This window comes from Agrobacterium bohemicum, assembly GCF_002896715.1.
GTDB lineage: Bacteria > Pseudomonadota > Alphaproteobacteria > Rhizobiales > Rhizobiaceae > Agrobacterium > Agrobacterium bohemicum.
Genome location: NZ_PGEL01000021.1, coordinates 1 through 18,938 on the forward strand (window position 1 = coordinate 1; position 18,938 = coordinate 18,938).

Genomic DNA, 18,938 nt, shown 5'->3' on the forward strand with positions numbered 1-18,938 from the left:
TATAAGCAACCCGACCCTACCGGAAAACACCGATGGCTATGAAACCCAGCTACACCACGTCCTGGGACACGATCGTCCAACATCGAACGTTTCGTATTATTTCGGATGACTACGGGATTACGAGCCTGTCCCAAATCCCTCAAATGCGGCGGTATAGAATGTCTGCGTTCTGCCCAATCCAGACATCGGCTGCATATCTGAAAGTCCTGCTAGATAGGAATGTTCTGTCATCANTTTTGGTTCAGCCGATGACTTTCCGGACCTCAGGATGTCGGCTAGAAAGGCATATGAGCGCTCCAGAACGCATTTACCCCACACTGAACGACCTCAAGTTCGAGATCGGGCAGGTACTTGTCTGCTGGTGNTTTTTCGNAAACACGATGAGAGATCACTTAAAGGGAGCTGGGCTTCCGCAGCAGATTTTGAAGGGGCCCGTGATTTCTCATTGGCGGACATATATCAAGACGACTTATCCAGACCGAGCCCATGAGCTTCTCGAAGCAGTTGAAAAAGTCGCTCGCGTCCGAAACCCACTTGCGCACTGCATCCATTCGCTGCACGCAGATCCATGGACCGAGCGCAGCGCGGTGATCGCGTGCGCAGCCCCTGACGGCACAGTTCATTCTTTCAGCATCGACGATCTTCGTGCCGCATGCACCGAGCTTTCAAAGCTCATGGTGACGCCGATCCCGTGGGCCAAAGGCGACTGAAATGACGTATTGTAAAAATAAGGCTCTCCAGTCAGTGATGTGCTGGGACTGTAGTAAGACCGACGCTACGACGCGCCCACAGGAGTTGCAAGTGATTGATAAGAATTTGCTGAATATTTGAACAAGAGGGGTTGCGCCCCTCAAATCCCGCCAATAAACGTTATAGCATTACATAAGCCGTAACTGAGCGGCATCCTGCAAATGGAGCTATTGCGTCGTTGTGACTGAAGCATGCATGATCTTCGATAATCTGATCCTGGGCTACAACCGCTATCCTGCCGTGCAACATATGAACGGTGTCGTGCGCAAAGGAAGTCTAGTGGCCGTCGTTGGCGGCAATGGGTCAGGTAGATCAACCCTGATGAAGGCTATCATCGGCCTGTTGAGGGCGATCGCTTCGAAAGCGGACGAAAGCTGGGCGGCTTCTTGTATTCGGACGCCTTGTCGCCTGCCGATAGATCCGCGCCGACCTATATTGAGATGATGCGTCACAACGCCCGAACCCTGACATCTGCGATCAACGGCGGCTAAGACACCGTCCGATCAGACGGNAAAACCCATAACGTCGATGTTATGTAATATCATTNAAAGGAGAGATGAATGAGATATTTAATCCCAAGCGTATCTGCGCTGGCGCTATCCGCGACCCTGCTTGGCTCGGTCGCGTTTGCGCAGGACGAAGAAGAAAGCGTAACGCTCTATCGCATTTTCGTCGGCGACCATAAGGATTCGAAGGTCACGGCATTCGACCTGAGCAAACCCGAGAAGCGCTGGACGTTCGACACGGTCGGCCAGAATAAGCTCTACAGCGTCAATGACGGTGCCAGCGTTGTCGCCGTTCAGTCTGACAATAATGCCGTCAACTTTATCAATAGCGGTATTTCCCTTCACTCCCATGGTGACCATTCCGATATCGAGATTACCGATCCGTCGGCCGTAGAAAAAGCCTTGACCGGCCCACGCCCGTTTCACGTTATCGACCATGACGGCAAGATCGTCATCAACTTCGACAAGGGTGGATATAACGACATCATCGATGCGCACGAACTGACCGATGGCGAGATTGAATCGACACGGCTGAAGCAGGCCCGTGCTCACCACGGTTTTGCGGCGCCTGTTGGAAAGGGCTGGGTGACGACGGTTGCTTCCGATGCCCCGGTCGAAGGCGATACGGCTCCGACACGCGTCGGCTTGCGTGCGGTGAAGGAAGACGGCACACCCACAGGAGAGGTTGCGACCTGCACAGGCATTCACGGCGAAGCATTCTCCGGTGCTTTCTTTGCTGCGGGATGCAAGGAAGGCATTTTGACAGTCACCGCAAGCGCTGGTGGCCCGGTGACCAAGATGCTGACCTATCCCTCCGATCTGCCGAGCGGCGAGACAACCGGCACCCTGCTGGGTGCCAAGAGCATGCAGGTATTCCTCGGCAACTACGGTGCTAAGGGTCTCGTCGTCGTTGACCCCGCGGATGAGCCGCACTTCCATTACGTCGAATTGCCCTTCCGCCGTGTCNACTTTGCACTCGATCCGGCCAACGCTCGCTTTGGTTACGTACTGACTGAGGACGGCACTCTGCATCAGATCGATGTTCTTGGCGGCAAGATTTCCAAGAGCGCCAAAGTCACCGAGCCATATTCCATGGATGGCCACTGGAACGATCCGCGCCCGCGTATCGCCATGGCTGGTGACGATATCGTCATGAGCGATCCCAACGCCGGGATGGTGCGCCGCATCTCAAAGACCGAGCTCAAGGAAATTGCCACCATCAAGGTTGAAGGAAAGCCATACAATATCGCGGTCGCTGGTGGCAGCGGTAAGGTCCATGAGCACGCTGACGGCGAAGCTCAGGACCATGACGGTCACGCTCACGCCCACAGCCACGGCGATCCCCAGATCTACAAGGGCTATTTCGAAGACAGCCAGGTCAAGGACCGTCCGCTGTCTGACTATGCTGGCGATTGGCAGTCGGTCTATCCTTACCTCAAGGATGGCACTCTCGATCCCGTATGGAAGCATAAGGCAGNAAAGGGTACGTCAAGCGTAGAAGATATCCGTGCCGAGTACGAAGTCGGATACAAGACCGACGTGAACCGCATCACGATTGAAGGCGATGCCGTGACCTTCTACAAGGAAGGCCAGCCGTCAAAGGGCACCTATGCCTACGACGGCAAGGAAATTCTGACCTACAAAAAGGGCAATCGCGGCGTTCGGTTCATCTTCAAGAAGACCGAAGGCGATGCCAGCGCTCCGCAGTTCATCCAGTTCAGCGATCACGGAATTGCACCGAACAAGGCTGACCATTACCACCTCTATTGGGGCAAAGACCGTGCCGCCCTGCTGAACGAAGTCACTAACTGGCCGACCTACTACCCGTCGTCATTGAAGCCAGAACAGATCGTCACTGAAATGAAGGCTCATTGATCGGCCAAGTTACCCACCACAGCATCCGGCAGAGACAGGCCGGATGCTACATCGTCTGAAAAGGCCAATGCGCTTTGTACAATTGACGACGCTCTATCTGTCCAACCAGAAAATCCTTGCGGTTGATCGTCCAGCCTTCGCTGGTTCAAGTGCTTTCAACGCGAGGATTGTACAATGCCGGATGGGCAAAGGGCAGTTACAGCCCAGTGGTCGCCAAAGATTTTAGCGCCGAGACGAGATAGCGTTCACTAAGCTCGTGCCTGCCGTTTCTTGCTAAATCGATCGCCGCCGAAATCTGGGACTCGAGTTGCACGGCTTCCACGGCATTGCCGAAATTCCGCTCGGCAAGAACGATTCTAGTATAGATTGACGGATCGCCGTTTACGTCTCTCTAACACGAGCCCATGCTCAGAAGAGCTTTCGTGCAGCCGCTCGGAAAAACGATGCCGTACGACGAAACAAATGACTGCCCGCCAAGAATGACGTCATGAATTCGAGCTGCCAACCGGGGACGGTCTTCGTCGGCGATCCTGGCGAGGATGTACTCGACCGGTAACCCTTGCCCCAGTTCTCTCTCGTCGATCTCTTAGATGTCCGCATATGCCTTGTCGGCCGTCAGAATATTCGTTTGGAGTGACCACGAATAAAAGCCTGCTCCTTGCATCAAGTGTTCGATCAGTTTCGGTCTTGGANTTTCCATACCTGTCTTATCTCTTGTCCTTTCCGTGCCAACATGCCGTGCCGTGAGGGATGATGGGCAGGGCAATCATTCCTCACGATCGATTAACATTACGGTCCGCAGAACACTTCGGTTTAGTAGCGGACTCAAAGATCACCGAGGATCTGCTACCGTCACGCACACGATCGTACGGCCGTCATACCGAGGCTCGAACTACCGGCCCTCGCAGTCTCTTCAGCTAATGCCGTTCACCACCACTGTCACGCATTCTATATCTGCGAGACTGGAAATTATTGTTCGCAAGAACTCGTATTGACCAGCAAAGCCATTTTGCTGAAATTACGCCATGAGCCGGTTCGAAAAACGAAGAAACATTCACGATGAATTTTGGACTGTCATCGACTCTGTCACGGCAAGTCCGGCTACAGTCGATGAGCTGCCTATGGATGCCCTGACAGAGGACGAGGCAGACGAGATGATTGTACTTCTCGAAGCCCACCATATTCAAACTGACGCCCGGCCAACGTGATCGGTTCTCCACTCGAACGGTAACGCCATGCCTATGTANTTTTTTCGTGTCCACTATGAAGACGTCGGTATGATCGATGAGCATGGTGCCGAATTTGCGAATGACAAAAGTGCGTGTTTAGAGGCCATGAGGACTGCGCGGGAACTGGCGGCGGACAAAATAATTAATGGTCTAGACCTAAACGGAATCTACTTCGAGATTGCGCGTTCGGACCGGTCTTTAATGGACAGGATACCATTGAATTCAGTGTCCAGAGGTGTGATTCCTGAAGACGCGTGACACTCTCCCGCTCGACCCATCCAGCCTCTGACCTATATCCAAATCGCACCGGCTATTGTGGCACCCGTTCGAGAGCGCTTACGATCTTAACTTCTTTACGAGAATGACCAGCGACAAGAAAAAACAAGCCGAATTCGTCAGGATGATAGGCCATTCGGTGCGCATGACCCCGAATATGGTCCAAAGTGCAAATCCTGTAACCGTGAGACAGTACATTCCTGTCGAGATCGCCTTGGTATCGTTGGTCCTGACAACCTTGTAGACTTGTGGAACAAAGCTTGAGACCGAACACGTTGAGGCAAGGTATCCGACCAAAAGAGCGGTATCCAATGAAAGTTTCCTTCGTGCAGATGCTGCTGTTGTGAGGGGACAGCAGGCAGCCCCTCATGACTAACTTTCGATACTATTGACCCATTGTTGCTCTGACGAATGTCGTCCACGGCTAAGTCGTCTCTTCGTGNTTTCGGATGGCCAATATTTCCGAACCATCAGGCGATGCGCGGGTTTGCATCATAAGCTCGTATTCTCGGACGGCTTGCAGCCAGTGTTCGTTATCGTGTCCGTTTATCCGCCCGTTTTCTTCCCAAAGTGCATATGCGCGTGCGCTGATCCAGATATCCCGTTTCTCGTTCATTGGTACTGCTCGGGTCCATTTGTTGATATTCAAGCCGGACTGGCAGGCCTTTCAACTGTTCAGCATCTACAATGTTCCTGGGGCTTGGCGGATACGATTTTCGNTTTTTGCGGCGCTCAGCGAGGATAGCATCAGTCAAAGGACGAGGGTCCAGATCATATGATTTGCTGGTGTCATGGTCGAGGAATGATCGTTGTTCTCTCAGGATGATCGGCACGATCAACCGACTGCAATATTCAGCGCCTGCAAATCTTGTGGGCTTACCGACATCATCTCCATCGGTTGACCAATTGTGACAGACTGCTGAATGCGCCCGAGTGTTGACGTGACGACCGATGTGGACCGCATGTTTCGGGGAACCAAACAACCCACTCCAAGGTTGGCATGGCAGTTGTTCAGCTGATCCTGGACCGTCGATCATCCTGATAGAGATTGCTGGACGAACACACATTTTTCTGGAGGAAGATATGGCACTGAACGTTCTTGCCCTCAACGGCACGCTCAAATCATCGTCATCAACAGAGACATCGTCGACCGCACGTCTGCTTGACCTCATAGCTGAGGAATTCAAGTCTTTCGATGCAGTGACAGAGACGGTTTGGCTGGCAGATCACGACATCAAGCCCGGTGTGACGTCTGATGAGGGGGACGGCGATGCGTGGCCTGCAATAAGGACCAAAATACTCGGCGCAGATATTCTTCTCATTGGTACACCTATTTGGCTTGGCCAGCCGGGCAGCGTCATAAAGCGGGCGCTGGAGCGCATGGATGCGTTTTTGGAGGAAACCGATGACGAAGGTCGTATGGTTTCTTATGGAAAGGTTGCCGCTGTCGCTGTGGTTGGTAATGAGGACGGCGCCCATCATGTGTCTGCCGAAGTTTTCCAGGCCTTGAATGATGTCGGCTTTACGATCCCGGCAAACGCCGTCGCCTATTGGGTGGGTGAAGCAATGGGATCGACCAACTTCGTCGATTTGGAGGAGACCCCCGACACGGTAACGACGATGGTCGAAATGCTGGTACGGAACACAGCGCATCTCGCCAACCTTCTGCAAGAGCATCAATATCCCGGTGAGCAGTGAGTTCGGCGTCATGCACACCAGCCTACAACTTTTGCTCCGCCTTGAGCTCATAGATATTGGAAACGATATATGAAGTCGAAGGCTAACGCTGATGAACGACAGCNAAACCTCGGCGGGCTTCTCCGAGATATCAAGGCCCTTGCCCGAGAATCTGAACTATCAATTCATAATATAAGGGAAACAGTTGGAAAACGCAGTTTCGGGCCTTTTCTGACGATCCCGGCGATCATCGAAATGAGCCCGATTGGGGGAATTCCAGGCCTTCCGAGCGTCATCGCCATTGTCATAAGTTTCATTGCCATCCAGATCCTGTTCGGGCGAACGCATATATGGCTTCCCGATTGGCTGGAGAAAAGAAAGATAAGTGGCCGCAAGCTTGAGCGTGGAATTGAGAAGATCGAGCCCGCATCGCAATGGATCGACAAGGTAGTTCGCCCACGAATGTCCTGGGCAACGAAACCACCTTTTCTTCAGAGGCTGGCGGCATTGTCTATCGCCCTTTGTGCGACAGTACCGCCACTCGAACTCATTCCCTTTGCGAGCACTTTACCGATGGCGGCAGTAGCTCTTATTGGGTTGTCACTCGCTGCGCGCGACGGCCTGCTAGCATGTCTAGCACTGCTGTTGGCTACCGGGACGGGCTACGCAGTGTTCAGAACGCTGTCAGAATTGTAAGTCAGGGGTAACCGGATCACGGGTTATATCCTCGGACGTGCGCTTCTCCATCTAACGCCTTACGGCAAACCGTTGGCCTGCAACGGATGTGTTCACGTGATAGGGNTTTGCAGAGTAGTTACCTTCCAATATGTCGAGATTTGAATATACCGTTTCACGACTACGCCTTCACATTTTGATCGAAAAGCGGCGGAAGCGAAACACTCGGCCATGGATGGCACCGGAGGACATCACTTGAGCGAATGGCTTTTATCGTTTGGTATTGAATTTAACTTCCTTCCTCATTTAGTAGCACTGCTGGTGGCTTATCTTCTTGCACTTCCTATTGGATGGGACCGCGAACAGAATGAGCGAAGTGCGGGCCTTCGAACGTTCCCTTTGGTTGCGATTGCGGCATGTGGCTTCATACAAGCGTCAGAAAAAATCACGCTCGGCAATGCAGAGGCAACCGCCCGCGTGCTCGAAGGCCTGATCAATGGCGTCGGCTTTATCGGAGGCGGAGCGATCCTTGTCGGCNAAATGGGAACGCGCGGAACTGCAACGGCTGCGAGCATATGGGCGACAGGTGCCATTGGCGCTGCAGTGGGGCTGGGATCATATGACACAGCAATTGTTCTCTCAGTTGTCACTTTCGCGACCTTGAGAGTGATGACCAACTTTAAGTCCGAAGGGAACCCTGTCAACTTGCCGGTTAAACCGCCGGATCAAGAGTAATCACCTTGGCGACCGCCAACAAATTCGCGTAACGCAGGCCAATAAAATTGGTTACGGGGCAGTAAGCTCGACCAGTTTTCGTTGGTTCCAGAGCCGGTGTAGCAAATTTTAGTGACGATGGCGCGCTTCTGCGACCGCAGCCTCAAAAGCGGTGCGAGCATCATCGACAGATTTATGTCCCGCCAGTGCCGCCCGGCAGGCGCTTCGGGCTCTCACAAAATTTGGGCCTTGGACAGTTGGCCACTGTTCCGTCATATGCACGAGCGCTTCGAATGGGCCGCCCACCTCATAGGAGCCGTTCGATGGGAAATTAAACTCGACANGGGCGCTCCAGCGAGCACTTGGTCCGGACATATCGCAACCTCCTCGATAACCGACGTTTTTAACGCTGAAGCCCTTAATTAGTTCCACCTTAAATAGTTGACGAATTTCTCTTTGTGGTTCAAATCGCGATGAGTTCATGAGTTCGAGGGTCAGTGCCGCTGCGATGTGGCGCTGCTCTGCGCCTGTCTACCTGATGTAGAATTGCCGCGCCCGACTGTGATAGTCGGCGAAGCTTTCGGGGCGAAGTCGTCCCATGGTGCGGACGGTCCAATCTCTNAAAAACGTAGACAGCTCTATTACGCATTAAATTCTNAAATCACAGGGAACCACTTCTGATTATATCGGTTCGCTCGATAAGAGAGGAGAATACTATGAAACAGGAAACACCAAAGTCCGGCGCTCCCGGAACAACTGACCAGTCTCCCCGTTGGGAGGGACCGCAGGATACTCGCCCCGCAGGCTATATGCCGGCAAAAGACGATCCAGAGGTTGACCGGGACGCTGTGGGCGAAAATCTCAGAGATCCTCGCCGAAAGAACTTGGGTGATGCCGGTAAGGTCAAGGGAGACATGTGATGTCCACGAACGAGGACAACAAAGGCTCGATAGAAGAGATCACGAGGATGCTAAAGGCCAGTTTGCACGCGGATTGAAGCGGAGCAACAATAATGGGGTCGACAGCGCCAAACCACGTGTCATCACGGGTTCTGACGACGCCACCTCCCATAAAAATCCACCCGGGCAGAGGCCGATCAAGAAGGAATGGGACGTGAATTACGACGAGCGCGGAACGAACGAGGGTGATTTTCGCAGTTAATCAAGGATATGCGGTTGTGCGGAAAAACTTACCCGCAGGCATCTGTAATAACCAGCGGTTCCCGGACATCGCCTGTCACTCTGATTTGCACGACGAAATATCGTCACCAATCGAGATACGGTCGACAGGAGTAATCATTGACCAACGAAGGCGACATTATCCCGCCTGTTGCATCGCCTGCGTCCTTGGGCGTAAGGGGCCTATGTCCCCGGTGCGAAAAAGGCCATCTATTCGAGGGCTACTTGCGGCTCGCGCCGCGTTGTGATGTGTGCCATTTGGACTACGAATTTGCTGACCCCGCTGCGTTTACCGAAGCAGCAACTATGTCAGTACCTTCTTGTTTCGCAGCGCAATCTCGATACCAATAAGGGAATGTTCGATGGCAATACNAAATGTATCAATTCCACAAATCAAGGCTGCTAGAGCGTTATTAGACTGGTCCCAGTCTGACATGGCTGCCGCATGTGGCATTACCGAGCCGACAATAATAAGACTGGAAGCTGCCGAGGGTGATCTTGGTGGCCAAGCCGACACGGTCGGCAAGATTGTAACGTCACTCGAGCAAGCGGGCGTGAAATTTATTGATGACAATCAGACATCGGCCGCAGGTGGCCCCGGTGTCCGGCTTGCCTTGTCGCCGAAGCCCGAAGTTCCCAGCCCGGAGACCGTGCAGTATCCTGNAAATATGGAGCCGGACGCGCCGACGGGTGCAGGCGGYTAGCTCTTCATTGACCTGCCCGTAACCTTTNAACGTCTGCTACTGGGTCGCGATCATCCCAGGTTTCATGTCTTTCCTGTGCATCATTGATGGCGTTGGATGGCAACTGGGACAGGCCGTGGCAACTGCAGTCGTGTGGAAMACATTCTGGGGCGGAGCGCTTGGGAACGTGACTGTTCTGGGTGGTATCAATATCCGCGATTGGTCCGAAGCAGTCGATCAAGGACCTTCTGTCATGTCAGTGTTCAAGCGACAGGGCTGCGTCGTCGCTATTCTAAAAGTTTCATAAACTGCCTTACGCCCCAACAATGTTAATCAAATGCGGAAGATCATTCGCGCAAATGAGATGGCAGTGGTTCGATTCCAATCAAGGCGATGACAGCGTTTCCCAACTCGTCGTGATTGAATCGAGGCACGTCGAGGGGAAATTTCTATATGCTGGATCACAAACGGTGGCCAAGTCCATCTCGGGCGGAACTTGAATTGAGCTACAAGGCCCGAATGGCCCAGCTTTTCACTTGCCCAATTCCCGTGATCGTCGGCATCGATTTCTCTTCCTCAGATATCTAATCGGGCTTTCGCTTCACGCCGCCTACGATGCAGGACAGGTTCAGTATAGCCATTGGGCTGATGGGTGCCTCTGAACACAAGATCACGGGCAGCTTGGAACGCAATATTGTTGCCGAGGTCGCGTGTCATCGGGGAATAGTTGGGATCGCTGGCATTTTGTTCATCTACTACAGCTGCCATTCGTCGGAAAGTATCCTCGACCTGCTGTTCGCTGCACAGGCCATGCTCCAGCCAGTTGGCAATATGCTGCGAAGAGATCCGTAGCGTAGCCCTATCCTCCATCAACGCGATATTGTCGAGATCGGGAACCTTGGAGCATCCGATGCCCTGATCGATCCATCTCACCACATAACCGAGTATGCTTTGTGCGTTGTTATCGAGTTCCCGGCGGACATCCTCTTCGGGAAGGTTGCGGTCTTCCAGCAAAGGTGGGGTTAGTAGATCATTAAGGCTTGCCGGCTGCCTATGACGGAGCGTATCCTGCAAAGCAGTGACCTTGACCTGATGATAGTGCGTGGCGTGTAAAACTGCCGCAGTAGGCGAGGGGACCCAGGCGGTGCTTGCTCCACTCTTCGGATGACCGATCTTGACGTCCAGCATCTCTTGCATAGCATCTGGCTTTGACCACATGCCCTTACCGATCTGCGCCTTTCCTCCCATTCCCACCCTCAAGCCCACATCGACATTGTTGNTTTCATATGCGGGAAGCCAGACCGTGGATTTGATCTCGTTTTTTGGTGCGACCGGGCCCGCCTGCATACTGGTATGGATTTCGTCACCGGTGCGGTCTAGGAAGCCGGTATTGATAAAGGCGATGCGGCCTTTGACGGAACGGATGGTCTCCTGCAGGTTGACGCTAGTACGTCTTTCTTCATCCATGACGCCAATCTTGACGGTGTTGTGCGGCAGTCCGAGAACCTTTTCGACGCTGTCGAACAGTCGGTTCGTAAGCATCGCCTCCGCAGGTCCATGCATCTTTGGCTTCACGACGTAGATGCTACCAGTACGGCTGTTGCGGCCGGTGCCGAGGTCATGCATAGCCGCAAAGGTTGTTATCATGGCATCCAGAAAGCCTTCGGGAGTTACTGACCCGTCTGCGTGCGTCACTGCATCCGTGGTCATCAGGTGTCCGACATTGCGGACAAGCATCAGGCTTCTGCCGGGTAAGATGATGTCGCTGCCATCAACCGCCTTGAATCGCTTGTCCGAGCCAAGACGACGGGTCATCTCCTGGCCGTTCTTCTCGAACGTATCTGTGAGGCTGCCCTGCATCAGCCGCAGCCAGTTGCGATAAACGACGACCTTGTCTTCAGCATCTACCGCAGCAACAGAATCCTCACAGTCCTGGATGGTCGTAAGAGCAGATTCCATCAACACATCTCTAACGCCTGCAGCGTGCGTCTTGCCGAGTGGATGGTTTCGGTCGATCAGAAGTTCTATATGGAGCCCATTATTGCGAAATAGGATTGAATAATTGTTGCCTTCGGTAAAGCCGACTAGTTGCGATGGATCTGCCAATTCAGTGACGCTGCCATCGGCCAGCCCGACCAAGAGCCCGGTCGTGTCCGTGCCATTCAACATGTAGCGAGTCGCATTCGCGTGTGAGCCCATTCGCAGCGGTATGGCGATATCTAAGAAAGAGGCGGCCTTCGCGATCACGGCTTTGCCTCGAAGTTCATTATAGGCGCTACCTGGAGCAAGTTCGCCGCTGCGATCAATCGCATCGGTCCCATAAAGCGCGTCGTAAAGGCTTCCCCAGCGCGCATTGGCAGCATTCAGTGCAAAGCGCGCGTTCATGACAGGAACGACGAGCTGTGGTCCTGCAAGCGAAGCAATTTCAGCATCGATATTTGCCGTCTCGATGCTAAAGTCTCCCTGTTGCGGAACGATGTAGCCGATCTCCTCTAGAAAACGTCGTTGTTCTAAGACGTCGAAGCGCTCGGTACCGCGGTCCTTAATCCAGGCATCAANTTTTTTTTGAAATTCGTCTCTTTCTGCCAAAAGGCGTTTGTTTTCGGGCTCCAGGGTGGTCAATATGGCTTGGTAGCCGGACCAGAATTTGTTGATATCGACACCTGTCCCCGGCGCAACTTCATTAGCAACGAAATCGTGCAGCGNTTTTTCGACCCTCAATGAGCCAATTGCAATGTAATTTGTCATCTCGTCCAACTAACCCCGATGCGTCATATCAATCAGATTGGAGTAAGCAATTGCGTGGCCGGGTACGAGGTGAGAAATCAGAATTTCCACGATGCGGAAAAGGGACGTTAGGAAATGGCGGAAGAGAAGAAAGTAGAAAAGGTTCAGAGCTCCGGCAGTGTCCAGTCAGTTGAACGAGCAATGGCACTTCTGGAAATCATTGGGCGTTCGGCGGGTGGTTGCCGTCTCAGCGACATCGCCAAGAGTGCTGGCCTCTCACCATCTACCACGCATCGCTTACTTACAACTCTTGAACGCGGCCGCTACATTCAAACGGACATTAGAGACGGACGCTGGCACATTGGCCTGCCCTTGCTGAGCATCGGCCTTGCATTTCTGGACCGCAGCAGTTTTGTCGCTCCATCCATGCCCTTACTAAGACGCCTGCGTGACGACACAAGGGAGACCGTCAACTTGGGCGTTGCGTATGATGGTGAAATTGTAGTTCTTGCTCAGGTTGCTAGCCGTCAAATCATGCGCGCCATTTCTCGTGTTGGAGGTCATGTGCCAATGACAGCATCTGCAATGGGCAAAGCCATTCTTGCGACTTTGCCAACTGCAGATATCGATCAACTCATTGAGTTGCGTGGGTTTAGAAAGCAGACCCCTCAGTCGATAACCCGTTCGGTTGCCCTTCGGGACGNACTCGCCGAGATCCGAGCCAGAGGGTATGCAATCGACAATCAGGAATTCGATAGCGGTGTGCGGTGTGCCGCAGCGGTAGTCTATAATGACCAAGGCGAGGCGCTTTGCGCCATTTCTGTTTCAGGTATCACACAGCGGCTTTCAGCAGAACGCCTACAGCAATTCGGTGATCGGGTGGTAGCAACAGCACACGAGATTACACGCGTTGTTGGAGGTCGCGTGCCTTAATGGCTAGCCAGGGCGAAGTAGCATTTAATTAGTGATCTACGCCGCGCTCTTTCTATGAGTAATGTACTTGGGGTCAGAACAAGAGCAGTCCGAAACCTTACGCTAAGGCCGAACGAAGCATGAACAATGCCATAGCTCGGATTTGGCGCGTTCGATCTCTGTGGATTGCCATCGACATGCTCAAATTTTGATTTCTCTGTTTCGCCCGACTCGACAAGGCTCAGTGGAGATTGGGGATGGATGGAGTCAGGCAACGCAAAGCGAAAGCTTCTCAAAGATCAAGCTTATCGACATATCAGTCGACGAGGACAGCCTGATCCGACACTATTCGTTGTCATTGGCGGATCGCCTCGAGATCGAACTGCGAAGACGTAATCACAACCGGCTCGGCTTTGCCATTCAGCTATGTCTGATGCGATACCCGGGTCGAGTGCTGGGGGCCAAGACACTCCGCCTCGCGCCATGCTGAGATTTGTTGCTGATCAAATCGGCGTCGCCCCGGAAGCATTTGCGCTCTACGCACGTGGTGAAGAAACCCGGCGCGCTTTATGGTTCATGGATGTCGAGGACACGGGCTCAGAAGAACGGGGCCAAACTCAAGGTCGGCGTTTAAAGCCAGAAGGATGCCCGGTCCGTTCACCTGGATCCGTCAGGACTGATCAGGTCCCGAGGATTAGAAATTCTGTTTAGTGGTGGCTTGTGCGTCACGCTGCTTTCATGATGGCACCTTCGATTACGACGCCGGAGCTCACGTACTTCCAGAGCGCAACTCGCAATTTACGGGCCAGTGCCACGATCAGTGGCGTTTTAAGGCGGCCGGCGTTACGCGCAACGCGCTCCTTGAACCATAACGTCAATACCGATTTCGGTTGGTGCCGCAACCAGAGCCACGCGAGCTCGACCATTGTCGCCCGCAGTCGCCGATTCGACCAATTCCCCTGATCTCCCAAAGCGCAGTCGCTCTTGCCGGCGTTTCCGGTGTCTCTCGTACAATCAAAGCATCTCGCTCTGCCTCCACCGCCTTGATTTGCGCCAACAACAATTCAAGACGATCGAGTCGTCTGCAAATTTCGGCTTTGAGGTGTCTGCACAGAACCCTACCGTCTCCAGTTCGAAGCTCGTCCAGACGCTGGCGGCGATCTCGATTTACAGGCTCGTAATCTCGCACACCTTGGGTGAACAGAGGTCCTTTGATGCGGTTGACGTGGAAAACACGTTCAGCAATCAGCGTTTTCCGCTCCCGCCCGATCCGGCGGATATCTTCCTCATTCGGTGTGAGCAGTTTGACCATCGAGCAGGCGCGAGGCTCGCCACGTTTCCATGCCATCAATGCGCGGATCAAGATTTCGCCATCGATGCGATCAGTTTTGGCCCGACGATGACGGCGAGGCATGGCTATGGATGCAGCCTCGACAATATGGCTCTCTATCCAGTCTACTTTGCTGAGCACCCGCCCCAACCAGAAGGTATCAAGCCCGACCTCCTGAATCCAGCGGATAAAGCTTGCCCTTTCGCAGCTGACATTTCTGGCGGAGGACAGCAAAACACGAGAATAGACACGAGATGTCACCTCCAGTAACCGTATGACGTGACATCNTTTCACTTCCGGGCGAAAGAGCCGTCACGAGCCATTTCGATTTGCTCAACTCCAACGAGACGAAAATTGCTCCAAGATCGATAGGTGTATCGGTCTGTGCTTGAGTTTGATATGCTGTCTTCGGCATGATTGGCCTCCAGAGAGTTTTCTAACGACCTCACTCTGCCACGGTGTGGGCCGCTACTCACCCCTGACGGGATCTCAAGGCGCTGGCAGTGTTGCCTTTCCCGATGGCGGCCGAGAACAATCGTTTGCTCCGCATTCACGTCATATGCGCCTCATCGGAGACATCACTGCAAGCTTGAGTGGATCAAAGAGCGCCGTCTGTGGGGCAGACACCCAGGCAGGTGCACGTGACATGCAGACAGCGGATTGTTTTCTGTTAGAACGCGAATTCCTGATGAGAATCGAGAACTTGCAGAATGAGACATCTGTTGCACGTGATCCTGCCAGAGGCGATGCCGGTCAGCTATAAGGAGCGGCTTCGTTCCGCGATGGGTGCATTGATTGGCATTCTCCTGACCGGTTTTCTGGGACATCTGGCGATCAGCGACACTGCGGCTCTGCCTGCTTTGATCGCCCCAATGGGGGCGTCCGCCGTCCTGCTGTTCGCGGTTCCCTCCAGCCCGCTCGCACAGCCATGGTCCATTCTCTGCGGCAATATCGTCTCCGCCGTTGTCGGTGTTACAATTGCAAAGCTGGTGATGGATCCCTTCGTGGCCGCGGGGCTCGCCATTAGCATCGCCATAGCGGNCATGATGGCTCTACGCTGCCTGCATCCACCAAGCGGTGCGGTGGCTTTGACGGCAGTTCTTGGCGGATCGGCCATTCACGATCTTGGCTATGGCTTCGTGCTCTGGCCGGTGACGGGCAATTCCATAGTGCTTCTCACCGTGGCGGTCATCTTCAACAATTTGTCTGGCCGTCGCTATCCGCACGCGATGCGCATTCAGCCGACCAACCACGGCACGAAAGACCCGGCGCCAATCCAGCGGATCGGTTTCTCGTCGGCCGATCTGGATGATGTTCTGAAGGATTTCGATCAGGTGTTGGATATCGATCGCGACGATCTTGAAACGATACTGCGCCGTACTGAACTGCGCTCCTACCGCCGTCGAGCCACGGATCTGGATTGCGCCAGCATCATGTCCCGCGACGTTGTCGCCGTCGCACCGGATCATCCGTTGAAAACGGCCCATGAATTGATGCGCAACCACCANTTTAAGGCTTTACCCGTGACAAATGATAACGCGGAGGTCGTCGGCATCGTGACGCAGACCGATTTGCTCGACAAAGCAAGCTGGGCAAGCGGTCGCCCGACCATCGGCCTTCTTCAACGAGTTCGGCTGATATTCTCAGGACGCAGCGCTCCTAACGGCACGGTTGAAGACATCATGACATCTCCGGTTAAAACTGTGTCATCCGACACGCCAGTCGAAGACGCGATCATCATTCTGGCAGAACAGGGCTTGCACTATCTGCCGGTCGTTAGCGGCAAGAACAAACTCGTAGGGATTATTTCGCAATCGGATGTGATGGTGGGTATGCTAATAGATAGGGCAGGNAAATAAGCCTAAAGACAAAGCCAGCCTGTATAGCAACGGGATTCTTTGCCGCGGTTAGCGCAAGGATGTAGAATTTCGCGATGATTGACCCGGTTGCAGGTTGGGTGCTGAACAAGCCAATTTCTTACATGAAAAGGGAAAACTTCACGGGAATACCGCGCAGTTTTTCCGTTGGATTGCACCTTCCTGCGTCTTCAAGAATTCGTTTCGTCGGATGCGAAGGCAACAGCCGCGATATCTTCCGGCTCGCCGAAGCGGCCGAGCGGCAAACCTGCAATCAGCTTCTCGCCGAATTCACCCGCAAAATTGCCATCGGTGGCGGGCGTGTTCGTGTGACCCGGCAGGATGGAGTTCACTTGGATGCCCCGCGGTTCGAGTTCAGGGGCGAGCGCGAATGTCATCGTATCGACGGCATCTTTGGTCGCGGCATAAATGCTGGAGGCGAGGTAGGGGTCGGCGCTGAGGATCGTGCTGATGTTGATGGTGCTGCCGCCGCTTTCGCCAAAATGCTTGTGAGTTTCCCGGGATAGCCAGGAAGTAGCCGAGCACGTTGATATTGAACTGCTTATGAAAAGCGTCTTCGGTCACGTCAGCGGCCATCTCGAACACCGCAACACCGGCATTGTTCGCAAGCACGTCCACCTGGCCGTGGTCAGCCTTGTCTGATGCAGAGGTATTGACGGGCTTGCCACGAAGGATGCCCTGAAGGCCCAACGGTCTCATCAGCAATGCGACGGTGTAGCGTGTGATGTCCTTACCTTACTCCGCGTCTTGTCGCGATACATGCTGCGGTAACGCGCGGGCGTTTGCCCAAGGACGCGGCGGAAGCTGGCAGCAACCGCGCTATCAGGCCCATAGCCAAGCGACTTGGCAATCGCGACGTATTCGATTGGTCGCCGTTTGGTGGACATTGCGCAGGACAGGACGAATATTCTATTCAACAACGGTCTGCATTTACAGGGATACNAAATAGGGATATAATATATCCTTAATTACAATCTGGGTCCCCATCGCATGATACTCAAAAGCCAAGTCGAATGGGCACTCCACTGTTGCGCGATTCTCGCGGGCCTGCCTGACGGGCGATATCTGTCGACCAAGGCGCTGGCAGAGCTGCATGGGCTTCCGAAGGAATATCTTTCAAAGGCACTTCAGAGCCTGTCACAGGCAGGCCTTGTTCATACGACGCTTGGCCCTTCGGGCGGCTATCGCCTGGCAAGGGCACCGGCAGAGCTGACATTTCTTGATGTCGTCGAAGCAGTGGAGGGGAGCGGTCGGACCTTCGTCTGTCAGAACATCCGCGCCAACAACCCGTGCCGACCCAAGGGCTTCTGTGACAGCGGTTCGTGTGCGATTGCACGGATCATGTGGGAAGCTGACGAAGCGTGGCGGACGGCGCTTCGGAAGGCTACGTTTGCAGACCTCGGGAAAATGCTGAAGCAGGAGATCGACCCGGGCATCTGGGCCGGAACCTTCGACTGGGTGCTAAAGCGCGCAGGGTAGGCCGCCGACCGATCCAGATTTCTCCATCTTGTCGCCCAGGCTGGGCACGACGAGATAGGCTTGCGCCGGCATTGCAAAGCCAAGACCTTGGGTCGCGCATTGTTGGCTGACGACGTCGATGATCTCGTTGCGCGCTGGCACTCGGTTGGCAGGGCTGGTCACGCGGAACAGCAATTCGACATCGATTGCGATCGCATCAATGCCCTTGAACGCCACGACGGGCTTGGGCTCCTGAACAATGAACCGGCAATCCTCCAGTGCAGACACCAAAATTGCTTCAATGGCGGATGGCTGTCGGTCGGTTGCAATGCGGATGGCCAATACGACGAGGTGCGATTCATCTGGTCGCGTCAGGTTGGTGAGACTGAGTTTGGCGAGTGCGCTGTTGGGGAGAACAACAACATTATGTGCCGGCGTCAGGATCTGTGTCGAGCGCCAGTTGTTCTGGATGACGCGTCCCTCTGTGCCGTCGCCTAGCTGTATCCAGTCGCCGATCGTAAACGGGCGGCCAAGTGTGAGGGCCACGCCAGAGAACAGGTCGCCCAAGGTGTTCTGGAGGGCAAGGCCGAGGATAATGGCAACCACGCCGGAGGTAGCAACGAGCGTTCCAATCGGTGCGCCGAACACGAAGCCGATAATGGAAAGCGCACCACCTAGATAAACGCCGGCGACGATCAGATCCTGGATCAGTCTCGCCTCCTGCGGCCGGCGGTCGAGCGCAATGTAGAGGCGTACGAAGCCGATCGTTGCCCAGGCGAGGTGGACCCACCAGAGAACGCGCGCGGATTTTCCGAGATAGGCGGTCAGGCCTTCAAGCTCACCTGTTGTCACGCGAAACGGGACGATGCCCTGCGACAGGAACGTCGCGGTCATTGCTGCNAAAAACAGGATCTGGACGATGAGGCGCGCCGTCGGTCGATCCTTGCCCTGAACATGCCAGACAAGGATGCCGATCACGCCCACGATATCGACGATTGCGAATGCCAGTGCGGACAGGTCAACGGCCATGGCAGGTCACTCCAGACTTGAAGGACAAAAGGGACCGGATGC

Annotated in this window: 19 protein-coding genes and 2 pseudogenes; 13 read left to right on the plus strand and 8 right to left on the minus strand. The window is 54.1% G+C overall.

Annotated elements, in window-relative coordinates:
* Positions 1 to 999: 999 nt before the first annotated feature.
* The 3 genes from CUC55_RS23385 (at position 1,000) to CUC55_RS23565 (ending at position 4,618) form a co-directional block, all read left to right on the plus strand.
* Complete coding sequence (locus CUC55_RS23385) at positions 1,000 to 1,194, plus strand: ATP-binding cassette domain-containing protein (protein WP_342585719.1); 195 nt, start codon at positions 1,000 to 1,002, stop codon at positions 1,192 to 1,194.
* Between the two features lie 1,307 nt (positions 1,195 to 2,501).
* The gene (locus CUC55_RS23390; RefSeq protein WP_425352774.1) at positions 2,502 to 3,131 is read left to right on the plus strand and encodes a ZinT family metal-binding protein; all 630 of its coding nucleotides are present in this window, start codon (positions 2,502 to 2,504) and stop codon (positions 3,129 to 3,131) included.
* Between the two features lie 1,241 nt (positions 3,132 to 4,372).
* Positions 4,373 to 4,618, plus strand: a complete 246-nt coding sequence (locus CUC55_RS23565; RefSeq protein WP_425352762.1) for a DUF6894 family protein — start codon at positions 4,373 to 4,375, stop codon at positions 4,616 to 4,618.
* Between the two features lie 78 nt (positions 4,619 to 4,696).
* Here CUC55_RS23565 and CUC55_RS06375 read toward each other — a convergent pair whose 3' ends face one another.
* The gene (locus CUC55_RS06375) at positions 4,697 to 4,948 is read right to left on the minus strand and encodes a SemiSWEET transporter (RefSeq protein ID WP_082760262.1); all 252 of its coding nucleotides are present in this window, start codon (positions 4,946 to 4,948) and stop codon (positions 4,697 to 4,699) included.
* A gap of 112 nt (positions 4,949 to 5,060) precedes the next feature.
* Positions 5,061 to 5,252, minus strand: coding sequence for a DUF2934 domain-containing protein (locus CUC55_RS23570; RefSeq protein ID WP_103087321.1), 192 nt, complete (start codon positions 5,250 to 5,252; stop codon positions 5,061 to 5,063).
* Between the two features lie 467 nt (positions 5,253 to 5,719).
* Between CUC55_RS23570 and CUC55_RS06385 the strand changes: the two genes are divergently transcribed.
* From CUC55_RS06385 to CUC55_RS06395, 3 genes are all read left to right on the plus strand, one after another.
* On the plus strand, positions 5,720 to 6,334 hold the full coding sequence (locus CUC55_RS06385) for a flavodoxin family protein (protein ID WP_067649924.1): 615 nt from the start codon (positions 5,720 to 5,722) through the stop codon (positions 6,332 to 6,334).
* 69 nt (positions 6,335 to 6,403) lie between these two features.
* Positions 6,404 to 7,009, plus strand: a complete 606-nt coding sequence (locus tag CUC55_RS06390; protein ID WP_103087322.1) for an exopolysaccharide biosynthesis protein — start codon at positions 6,404 to 6,406, stop codon at positions 7,007 to 7,009.
* A gap of 210 nt (positions 7,010 to 7,219) precedes the next feature.
* A complete protein-coding gene (locus CUC55_RS06395; protein ID WP_425352763.1) occupies positions 7,220 to 7,723 on the plus strand; it encodes an MgtC/SapB family protein in 504 nt (167 codons plus the stop codon).
* A gap of 108 nt (positions 7,724 to 7,831) precedes the next feature.
* On the opposite strand, the gene CUC55_RS06400 is transcribed toward CUC55_RS06395, so the two are convergent.
* Positions 7,832 to 8,185: a DUF982 domain-containing protein gene (locus tag CUC55_RS06400; protein ID WP_342587807.1), complete on the minus strand. Its 354-nt coding sequence runs from the start codon at positions 8,183 to 8,185 to the stop codon at positions 7,832 to 7,834.
* A 233-nt stretch (positions 8,186 to 8,418) separates the two neighbouring features.
* Here CUC55_RS06400 and CUC55_RS06405 point away from each other — a divergent pair, with 233 nt between their 5' ends.
* From CUC55_RS06405 to CUC55_RS22695, 3 genes are all read left to right on the plus strand, one after another.
* Positions 8,419 to 8,622, plus strand: a complete 204-nt coding sequence (locus CUC55_RS06405; protein ID WP_067649933.1) for a hypothetical protein — start codon at positions 8,419 to 8,421, stop codon at positions 8,620 to 8,622.
* A gap of 483 nt (positions 8,623 to 9,105) precedes the next feature.
* On the plus strand, positions 9,106 to 9,231 hold the full coding sequence (locus CUC55_RS23575; RefSeq protein WP_425352217.1) for a hypothetical protein: 126 nt from the start codon (positions 9,106 to 9,108) through the stop codon (positions 9,229 to 9,231).
* An 11-nt stretch (positions 9,232 to 9,242) separates the two neighbouring features.
* The gene (locus CUC55_RS22695; protein WP_157940924.1) at positions 9,243 to 9,584 is read left to right on the plus strand and encodes a helix-turn-helix domain-containing protein; all 342 of its coding nucleotides are present in this window, start codon (positions 9,243 to 9,245) and stop codon (positions 9,582 to 9,584) included.
* A 555-nt stretch (positions 9,585 to 10,139) separates the two neighbouring features.
* Here CUC55_RS22695 and CUC55_RS06425 read toward each other — a convergent pair.
* Positions 10,140 to 12,311: a malate synthase G gene (locus tag CUC55_RS06425; protein WP_103087325.1), complete on the minus strand. Its 2,172-nt coding sequence runs from the start codon at positions 12,309 to 12,311 to the stop codon at positions 10,140 to 10,142.
* Positions 12,312 to 12,425: 114 nt separating this feature from the next.
* Here CUC55_RS06425 and CUC55_RS06430 point away from each other — a divergent pair, with 114 nt between their 5' ends.
* Positions 12,426 to 13,223 carry an IclR family transcriptional regulator gene (locus CUC55_RS06430; protein ID WP_103087326.1) on the plus strand — a complete coding sequence of 266 codons (798 nt, stop codon included), beginning with the start codon at positions 12,426 to 12,428 and terminating at the stop codon, positions 13,221 to 13,223.
* A gap of 277 nt (positions 13,224 to 13,500) precedes the next feature.
* Positions 13,501 to 13,766: pseudogene (locus tag CUC55_RS06440) on the plus strand (DUF4158 domain-containing protein); the annotation flags it as partial.
* A gap of 161 nt (positions 13,767 to 13,927) precedes the next feature.
* Here the strand turns inward: CUC55_RS06440 and CUC55_RS06445 are convergent.
* A pseudogene (locus tag CUC55_RS06445) lies at positions 13,928 to 14,947 on the minus strand (transposase).
* A 295-nt stretch (positions 14,948 to 15,242) separates the two neighbouring features.
* Here CUC55_RS06445 and CUC55_RS06450 point away from each other — a divergent pair.
* Positions 15,243 to 16,391, plus strand: a complete 1,149-nt coding sequence (locus tag CUC55_RS06450; protein ID WP_103087327.1) for an HPP family protein — start codon at positions 15,243 to 15,245, stop codon at positions 16,389 to 16,391.
* A gap of 188 nt (positions 16,392 to 16,579) precedes the next feature.
* On the opposite strand, the gene CUC55_RS23180 is transcribed toward CUC55_RS06450, so the two are convergent.
* Together CUC55_RS23180 and CUC55_RS23185 are read right to left on the minus strand one after the other, a co-directional pair.
* A complete protein-coding gene (locus CUC55_RS23180) occupies positions 16,580 to 16,867 on the minus strand; it encodes an SDR family NAD(P)-dependent oxidoreductase (RefSeq protein ID WP_245303993.1) in 288 nt (95 codons plus the stop codon).
* Entirely contained in the window at positions 16,764 to 16,985 is a 222-nt protein-coding gene (locus CUC55_RS23185) for a hypothetical protein (RefSeq protein WP_245303994.1), read from the minus strand. The genes CUC55_RS23180 and CUC55_RS23185 overlap by 104 nt, the downstream gene beginning before the upstream one ends.
* Before the next feature lie 414 nt (positions 16,986 to 17,399).
* Between CUC55_RS23185 and CUC55_RS06465 the strand changes: the two genes are divergently transcribed.
* Positions 17,400 to 17,888 carry an RrF2 family transcriptional regulator gene (locus CUC55_RS06465; protein WP_067649957.1) on the plus strand — a complete coding sequence of 163 codons (489 nt, stop codon included), beginning with the start codon at positions 17,400 to 17,402 and terminating at the stop codon, positions 17,886 to 17,888.
* Here CUC55_RS06465 and CUC55_RS06470 read toward each other — a convergent pair.
* Positions 17,871 to 18,896, minus strand: coding sequence for a mechanosensitive ion channel family protein (locus tag CUC55_RS06470; RefSeq protein WP_103087328.1), 1,026 nt, complete (start codon positions 18,894 to 18,896; stop codon positions 17,871 to 17,873). The genes CUC55_RS06465 and CUC55_RS06470 overlap by 18 nt on opposite strands.
* Between the last annotated feature and the right edge of the window lie 42 nt (positions 18,897 to 18,938).

Coding starts and splice junctions, on each gene's coding strand:
- CUC55_RS23385 (WP_342585719.1), top strand. CDS start 1,000: ATGAACGGTGTCGTGCGCAAAGGAAGTCTAGTGGCCGTCGTTGGCGGC.
- CUC55_RS06385 (WP_067649924.1), top strand. CDS start 5,720: ATGGCACTGAACGTTCTTGCCCTCAACGGCACGCTCAAATCATCGTCA.
- CUC55_RS06405 (WP_067649933.1), top strand. CDS start 8,419: ATGAAACAGGAAACACCAAAGTCCGGCGCTCCCGGAACAACTGACCAG.
- CUC55_RS23185 (WP_245303994.1), bottom strand. CDS start 16,985: ATGGCCGCTGACGTGACCGAAGACGCTTTTCATAAGCAGTTCAATATC.
- CUC55_RS06465 (WP_067649957.1), top strand. CDS start 17,400: ATGATACTCAAAAGCCAAGTCGAATGGGCACTCCACTGTTGCGCGATT.